The following is a 7,784-nucleotide window of genomic DNA, read 5'->3' as shown; positions in this document are numbered from 1 at the left end:
AGGGCTTCACCGTTCGACTTGCATGTGTTAAGCACGCCGCCAGCGTTCGTCCTGAGCCAGGATCAAACTCTCCGTGAATGATTACTCGGCCATGCTCGATTAAAAGCAGCCGGTTCACACTCGCGTTGAGCGGCACGGCAACCACCGGAATGAGGTAGCCCCGCGCACTGCGTCCTCGCTGTGTATTTCAAAAGGAATCTCCAACCACGAACCACAAGGATCCGAGGCCGGGGATGTCAACATATCTGGCGTTGACTTTTGGCACGCTGTTGAGTTCTCAAGGAACGGACGCTTCCTTCAGGCCGCCTTCCAGCGGACCCTCCGGGCGCTTCGTTCTTTCGTGTTTCCAGTTTATCAGATGTTTTCCGCTCCGTTTTCCGGAGTTTCGCTTCTCTGAATTCCCACTGGAGGGAGTTCCTTTGACTTCACGGTGAAGCTTATCAAAAGCTTCGGACTGCTCAGTCTCGAGTGTTTTGCCTGGCCGAGTACTCCGTACGTGGACGGTGCACTGCCTCGACTTGGCTGTGTCTGTAGACACTAGCGCTTGAGACTCGTCTTGTCCAGCCCGTGTCTCAACCGTTCAAACCTACTAGCCCGTCAAAACCACGTCAATGGCCTGCCGGGGTGATCATGAGACTACCAGGTCAGAGGGGTGACCGGCACATCGCGCTCAGGCGGCCACTGGGTGAAGGTCCGCCCGGTCCGCCGCCTCGACGTCGCCGAGCTCGCCGCGGGCCGCGCTGCGCTTGCCCAGGACGAGCGCGTACATCAGGAAGAGCACCTCGGCCAGTACCCCGATGCCGATCCGGGCCCAGGTCGGCAGGCCGGACGGCGTGACGAAGGCTTCCAGGATGCCGCTGGTGAACAGCACAGCCGCCAGGCCGAGGGCCATGCCGACGGTGGCACGGCCCTCTTCCGCGAGAGCGGTGGACCTGGGGCGGGGACCGGGGTCGATCACGGTCCAGCCGAGGCGCATGCCCATTCCGGCGGCGATGAAGACGGCGGTCAGTTCGAGCAGGCCGTGCGGGAGCAGCAGGCCGAGGAAGAAGTCGAGCCGGCCGGCGGAGGCCATCAGTCCGAGGGCCACACCGAGGTTCAGGACGTTCTGGAAGATCACCCACAGCACGGGGATGCCCAGGACGACTCCGAACACCAGGCAGGTGGCGGCGATCCAGGCGTTGTTGGTCCACACCTGCAGGGCGAACGAGCTGGCGGGGCGGTCGGAGTAGTAGGTCTCGTACTGGCCACCGGGCCTGGTCATGTCGTGGATCTGCTCGGGCGCGGCGAGACTGTCCCGGACCTCCGGGTGGGCGGCGATCCACCAGCCGATGAGGGCTGAGGCCAGCAGGGAGATCACGGCGATCGGGAGCCACCAGCGACGTGACCGGTAGAGGGCCGCCGGGAAGCTCACCGCGAAGTAGCGGCCGGCGTCCCGCCAGGACGAGTACCGGCTGCCGGTCACCGCGTTGCGGCCCCGGGCGACCAGGGTGGTGAGCCGGCCCTCCAGGGTCGGGTCGGGTGCGGCGGCCTGAACCTGGGCGAGGTGGCTGGTGGCCCGCTGGTAGAGGGTGACGAGTTCGTCGGCCTCCTCACCGCTGAGCCTGCGCTGCTTGCTGAGGACCTCGAGACGGTGCCACTCCGCCTGGTGGGAAGCGACGAAGACGTCCAGGTCCATGCGGCTCACTCCGGGGCAGAGGCGGTGTCGGGAAACAGCGGGCGGCGGGAGACAGCGGGACGGGCGCGTGCCCGCCGGGGCCGGGCCCTGTCCGGCTTAGCTTGCCAGAGGGCGTACGCCCGTACGCATCGGATACCGGCCGGGTACGGGTCCGGTCTACCGGGGCGCAACGGGTCACCGTATGTTTGCCGCTGGAGATCGCGGGGGCACCGGACGGCGGGGTGCGCGCGGTGCACGGGTACCCGGCGCTCGGGTGCCCGGTGCGCGGGGCACGCGGAGGTACCCGCGGCCGGAGCGGATCGGCGTCGAGGAAGAAACGGGCGGGGTGTGGTGAGCAACCTTGTGACGGGCGAGGCGGTCGTCCTCGGGCTGCGGGCGGCGAAGCTGCCGAGCCGGGCGCTGGCGATCGCGCTGGATCTGCTCGTGGAGGTGGTCGCGCTCGTCGTCACCGTGATCGCGGTGGCCGCGCTGACGCCTGATCTCGACGTGGCGGCGGGGGCCGCGCTCTCGCTCGGGCTGACGGTGTTCTTCCTGGTCGGGCTGCCCATCCTGGTCGAGACGCTGTCGCGCGGGCGGTCGCTCGGCAAGCTCGTCATGGGCCTTCGGGTGGTGCGCAGCGACGGGGGGCCGGTGCGGTTCCGGCACTCGCTGGTGCGCGGGCTGGTGGGGTTCGCAGAGATCGTGATCTTCACCGGTGTCCCCGCGGTGATCACCTCGCTGGTCGACTCCCAGGGCCGGCGGCTCGGCGACGTCTTCTCGGGCAGCCTGGTGGTCCGCGAGCGGGTTCCCGGCGCGGGCCGGGGGCGCGGGATGCTGCCCGCGCTGCCGCCGGAGCTGATGCAGTCGCTGGGTGGCGAGCTCGTCGCGCTGGACCTCTCGGCGGTGCCGGACGCGCTGTGGCTGGCCATCCGGCAGTACCTCGCACGGCTGGGCGAACTCGACCCTTCGGTGGCGCTGGGCATGGCCCAGCGGCTGGCCGGGGACCTGGTCTCCTACACCGGGCACCCGGCGCCGTCCGGGGTGCACCCGGCGGGGTACCTGGGGGCGGTGCTGACGGAGCGGCAGCGGCGCGAGTGGGCCCGGGTGACCGGCGCTTACGGGGCCGGCGCACCGTCGCAGGCGCCGTACCAGCCGTACCAGCCCCCGCAGCCCCCGGCCCGGCCGGAGTTCGCGCAGCCCGCCGGGCCCGTGCAGCCGCAGCAGGCCCCGCGGCCCGCGGCGCCCGAGCCCGCCCGGCCACCGCAGCAGTCCCAGCCCCCGCACTCGGCCGGCGGCTTCGCGCCGCCCTCCTGAGCGGGCCGCCCTCCCGAGTGGGGAGCCCGGCTCGGGACGGAGGGCTCAGCTCGAGTGGCCGGCGGCGGGCCAGGGGTTCGGCGGGGACTCCAGTTCCTCCAGCTCGATGCCGGCCGCCGAGAGCACCACGTCCCCGGCGAGGTGCACGATCTGCTGTTCGCCGGTCTCCAGGTCGGCGACCTGGTACTGCTCCACCTGCAGCGGCCCGCTGTCGGTCGGGTGGGTCTCGACGGACTCCAGCAGCCAGCCCTGGTCCAGGGTGCGCGGGGCGAGCACGGGTTCGGTGAAGGCCACCAGCCGTACCCGCGCGCTCGCGCCCGGGTCGAGTCGGAGCAGCCGGGCCGTGGCGACCAGGAACGCCGGGGAGCTGCCGGTGAAGGCGTGCGCCCGGTCGTGGCCCTCCACCGCCTGCTCGCCCCCGGGGTCGGCGGCGTCCGCCCTCACCCAGGTGACGCCGTCCACCGCTCCCCCGCGCACCTGCCAGCCGCCGGCCCTCAGTTCGAGGCGGAGCGGACGGCTTCGGGAGTCCAGGGTGAGGTCGGTGGTGCCGATGACCGCGCCGTCAGGGCCGTACGTCTTGGACACGTAGCGCCATCCAGCCGGGCCGGGTGCGCAGCTGAAGCGCTCCTCGCCCAGCAGGAGGTGGTCGTGTGTGTCGTGCAGCGAGTACCGGCCGTTGGGCATGGTCCGAAGCCTACGTCGGCGGGGTGCCGCGCCGGCAAGCGGTACGGCCGGTGCACCACGCGGGTGCGCCGGCCGTAGGGTCGGGATCGGGTCGGCTCAGTAGCGGTACTGCTCGGCCTTGTACGGGCCCTCGACCGGGACGCCGATGTAGTCGGCCTGCTCCTGGGTCAGCGTGGTGAGCTTGACGCCCAGCGCGTCCAGGTGCAGCCGGGCGACCTTCTCGTCGAGGTGCTTGGGCAGCACGTACACACCGATCGGGTACTGCGAGGTCTTGGTGAACAGCTCGATCTGCGCGATGGTCTGGTTCGCGAACGAGTTGGACATCACGAACGACGGGTGGCCGGTCGCGTTGCCCAGGTTCAGCAGGCGGCCCTCGGAGAGCACGATGATCGTCTTGCCGTCGGCCTTGCGCCACTCGTGGACCTGCGGCTTGACCTCGGTCTTCACCACACCCGGCAGCTTCGCCAGCCCGGCCATGTCGATCTCGTTGTCGAAGTGGCCGATGTTGCCGACGATGGCCTGGTGCTTCATCCGCTCCATGTGGGAGGCCAGGATGATGTCCTTGTTGCCGGTGGTGGTGATGAAGATGTCGGCGGTCTCGACCACCTCGTCCAGGGTGGCGACCTGGTAACCGTCCATCGCCGCCTGCAGCGCGCAGATCGGGTCGATCTCGGTCACGATGACGCGGGCACCCTGGCCGCGCAGCGACTCCGCGCAGCCCTTGCCCACGTCGCCGTAGCCGCAGACGACCGCGACCTTGCCGCCGATCAGCACGTCGGTGGCCCGGTTGATGCCGTCGATCAGCGAGTGGCGGCAGCCGTACTTGTTGTCGAACTTCGACTTGGTGACCGAGTCGTTGACGTTGATCGCCGGGAACAGCAGCTTGCCGTCCCGGTGCATCTCGTACAGGCGGTGGACACCGGTGGTGGTCTCCTCGGTCACACCCTTGATCGTCGCGGCGATCTCGGTCCACTTGGACGGCGAGTCGACCAGGGTGCGGTTCAGCAGCTCCAGGATGATCCGGAACTCGTCGTTGTCGGCGGTGGACGGGTCCGGAGCCTCGCCCGCCTTCTCGAACTCGACGCCCTTGTGGATCAGCAGGGTGGCGTCACCGCCGTCGTCCAGGATCATGTTCGGGGTCTGGCCGTCCGGCCAGGTCAGCGCCTGCTCGGTGCACCACCAGTACTCCTCCAGCGTCTCGCCCTTCCAGGCGAAGACCGGCACACCCTGCGGGTTCTCGGGGGTGCCCTCCGGGCCCACCGCGACGGCGGCGGCCGCGTGGTCCTGGGTGGAGAAGATGTTGCAGGAGCACCAGCGGACCTCGGCACCCAGCGCCGTCAGGGTCTCGATCAGCACCGCCGTCTGCACCGTCATGTGCAGCGAACCGGTGATCCGCGCGCCGGCCAGCGGCTGCGAGGCCGCGTACTCCTCGCGGATGGCCATCAGACCGGGCATCTCGTGCTCGGCCAGCTGGATCTCCTTGCGGCCGAACGGCGCCAGGGAGAGGTCGGCGACCTTGAAGTCACCGGTGTTGTTCGACGACATGCGTCAGCTCCTCGCTGCGTGGGGTTGCGCGTGGTCTGGTTTCGGGTGTGCTCGGCAGCAGAGTGCCCGACGGCTCGGCGCTCTGCTGCGGCACAATCCGTCGGAGGACCTCTCTCCCTCGACCGGTACGCACGGTACGGCGACCGCGCCACCGAATCGACCGCCATCAGCAGCGACGTTTGGCTCTGGTGACGAATCTACACCGAGGGGCCGCGCGCACGGCCCGGTACGGGCGGTTTCGGCCGGCGGGCGCCCGGCTCACTCCTCGGCCCGGTGCTGCGGGCCCGGGCCGCCGGGGGTGGCCTCCGGATCAGGGCCGGCGGCGGCCTTCTCGGCGCTGAAGACGTCCGGTTCCAGGTAGATCGCACGGGCGATCGGCACGGCCCTGCGGACCCTGGCCTCGGCAGCGTCGATGGCCTCGGCGACGCGGGCGGCGCTGTCCCGGGCGTTGACCCCGATCTTCGCGGCGACCAGCAACTCCTCCGGCCCCAGGTGCAGGGTGCGCATGTGGATCACGCTGGTCACCGAGTCGTGGTCGACCAGTGCGTCGCGGATTCGCCCGACCACCGTGCTGTCGGCGGACTCGCCGATCAGCAGCGACTTGGTCTCCAGTGCCAGCACCGCGGCGATCACCACCAGCAGCACACCGATGGCCAGGGTGCCGACGCCGTCCCAGATCCCGTTCCCGGTGAGGACGGTGAGGCCGACGCCGAGCAGGGCGAGCACCAGGCCGACCAGCGCGCCGGTGTCCTCCAGCAGCACGACGGGCAGCTCGGGGGCCTTGGCCCGACGGATGTACTCTGGCCAGCTCTGCGCCCCCTTGGCCGCGCCGGCCTCCCGGTAGGCGGTGCGGAAGGACCAGCCCTCCATCAGGATGGCGAACACCAGTACCCCGACGGCCCAGGGCCAGCTCTCCAGCTCGTGCGGCTCCCTGATCTTCCGGTAGCCCTCGTAGCAGGCGAACAGGCCACCGGCGCTGAACAGCACGATCGCGACCAGGAAGCCGTAGACGTACCGCTCGCGCCCGTAGCCGAAGGGGTGCTCCTGGTCCGCCGCCCGGGCGGCCCGTCTGCCGCCGACCAGCAGCAGTACCTGGTTGCCCGAGTCGGCCACCGAGTGGACGCCCTCGGCGAGCATGGACGAGGACCCGGTGAAGGCGAAGGCGGTGAACTTGCCCGCCGCGATCGCCAGGTTGGCGGACAGCGCCGCGACCAGTGCCTTGGTGCCGCCTTCGGTGCTCATGCCCGGTTCCGGTCTCCCTACGGCCGGGGCGACCCGGCCCTCGCTCGGTCTGGTGACCGCACACAGTATCCGAGGCCCCGTCAGGAACCGGCCGGAAAACGCCTCAGCCCGAGGTGGCCAGTCCCAGGTAGACGGCGGCGAAGTCGGTCAGCGCGACCAGCTCGGCCAGTGCCTGCAGCGGATCGGGGCGGTCGCTGGTGTACTCGGTGAGCCGCACCTCGTGCGCCTCGGCGAGCCGGTGCGCACGCTGCACGCTATAACCGGCCGGCCGTGCCTCCTCGGCCCGCTCGCCGTTCTCCTCCGGGGTCCGGCGCAGCAGCAGCACCTGGAGCTGGAGCGGGTCGGGTTCCTCCACCCGGTCGCGGAAGAAGTCGTCCGGGTCGGCGGAGGCGGAGGCCAACTGGCCGACGAACATGCCCCGGTGGGCCGTGATCGCCCCGGGCAGCAGTCCGGTGAGCGCCGGCCGGCCGGCCCGTTCGGCCAGCGTCGCGGCGAAGCGCTCGGCGGCCGCGCCGGCCACCGGGCCCTCGGCCCAGACCAGCGGGACGGTGTCACTGAGCTGGGCGGCCAGCTCCTTGGCCGGGTTGAGGTAGAGGGCGGCGTCCGGGCGGCAGCGCACCGCGGCCTCGTCCAGCCGGTCGGCGGTGGCCTCCAGCGAACCGGGGGGCAGCTGGGTGACCCCGATCTTCTCGGTCAGGGCGAGCAGCGGAGCGAGCACTGCCCAGAGCGCGCCCGGGTCCTCGGCGGGGAGGTCCGGCTCGTTCCCGCCCGGGCGCACCTCGTCCTGTGCTACCCCGATCAGGTTGAGCGGGACGTATGGCAGCGGCAGGCCGCGCACCTGGAGGGCGGCCCCGGCCAGCGGGCTGCCCTCGGGGGCGATCACCACGATGGCGCAGCCGCGCGCGTACGCCTGCTCGGCGAGGCCGATCAGGCCCTGCTCGTTCCCCTGCGCGGAGGCCAGTACCACCAGGTCGAAGTGGCCCGTCCAGCCCGGCAGTTGCCAGACCAGGCCGGCGGTGAAGGCGGCGGGACCGAACTCGCCGCGCTCGGCCGGCGCGGCGTCCGAGGGGGCCAGCGGGAGGATCTGGCAGCCGGTGACGGCCAGCGCGTCCAGTGCTCTGCCCGCCGCCAGGGCGCTGCCGTGGCCTGCCACCACGACGGTGCGCGGGCGGCCGTCCGGCCGCAGGCCGGCGAGACCGGCGGCGTCGGCCTGCCGCAACGCGGTACGGACCCGAGCGCCGGCCTGGGCCAGAGCGAGGAGGGCGTGGTCGCGGTCGGCGCGCTGGAGGGCGGCCGGGTCGTCGAGCAGGCTGTCGTCGAACATGCGGCTGGCCTCCCAGTGGGC

Annotated in this window: 6 protein-coding genes and 1 rRNA gene; 1 reads left to right on the top strand and 6 read right to left on the bottom strand. The window is 71.2% G+C overall.

Annotated elements, in window-relative coordinates:
* Positions 1 to 78 (bottom strand): 16S ribosomal RNA (locus tag ACZ5ON_RS08065); the annotation flags it as partial.
* Positions 79 to 670: 592 nt separating this feature from the next.
* The gene (locus ACZ5ON_RS08060; protein ID WP_465587111.1) at positions 671 to 1,675 is read right to left on the bottom strand and encodes a stage II sporulation protein M; all 1,005 of its coding nucleotides are present in this window, start codon (positions 1,673 to 1,675) and stop codon (positions 671 to 673) included.
* Between the two features lie 327 nt (positions 1,676 to 2,002).
* On the opposite strand from ACZ5ON_RS08060, the gene ACZ5ON_RS08055 reads away from it, so the two are divergent.
* On the top strand, positions 2,003 to 2,968 hold the full coding sequence (locus tag ACZ5ON_RS08055) for an RDD family protein (protein WP_465587104.1): 966 nt from the start codon (positions 2,003 to 2,005) through the stop codon (positions 2,966 to 2,968).
* Positions 2,969 to 3,013: 45 nt separating this feature from the next.
* Here the strand turns inward: ACZ5ON_RS08055 and ACZ5ON_RS08050 are convergent, their stop codons facing one another.
* The 4 genes from ACZ5ON_RS08050 to ACZ5ON_RS08035 all read right to left on the bottom strand — a co-directional run bounded on the left by ACZ5ON_RS08050 (position 3,014) and on the right by ACZ5ON_RS08035 (position 7,763).
* Positions 3,014 to 3,652 carry a hypothetical protein gene (locus tag ACZ5ON_RS08050; protein WP_465587100.1) on the bottom strand — a complete coding sequence of 213 codons (639 nt, stop codon included), beginning with the start codon at positions 3,650 to 3,652 and terminating at the stop codon, positions 3,014 to 3,016.
* Positions 3,653 to 3,748: 96 nt separating this feature from the next.
* A complete protein-coding gene (gene ahcY, locus ACZ5ON_RS08045; RefSeq protein WP_465587097.1) occupies positions 3,749 to 5,197 on the bottom strand; it encodes an adenosylhomocysteinase in 1,449 nt (482 codons plus the stop codon).
* Between the two features lie 258 nt (positions 5,198 to 5,455).
* A complete protein-coding gene (locus ACZ5ON_RS08040) occupies positions 5,456 to 6,439 on the bottom strand; it encodes a cation diffusion facilitator family transporter (RefSeq protein WP_465587094.1) in 984 nt (327 codons plus the stop codon).
* Between the two features lie 103 nt (positions 6,440 to 6,542).
* The gene (locus ACZ5ON_RS08035; protein ID WP_465587090.1) at positions 6,543 to 7,763 is read right to left on the bottom strand and encodes an SIS domain-containing protein; all 1,221 of its coding nucleotides are present in this window, start codon (positions 7,761 to 7,763) and stop codon (positions 6,543 to 6,545) included.
* Positions 7,764 to 7,784 lie beyond the last annotated feature (21 nt).

It is taken from the genome of Kitasatospora sp. NPDC032150, from assembly GCF_055579945.1.
The sequence above is the reverse complement of the archived record's forward strand: the minus strand, read 5'-3'. Positions and strand labels throughout refer to the sequence as shown.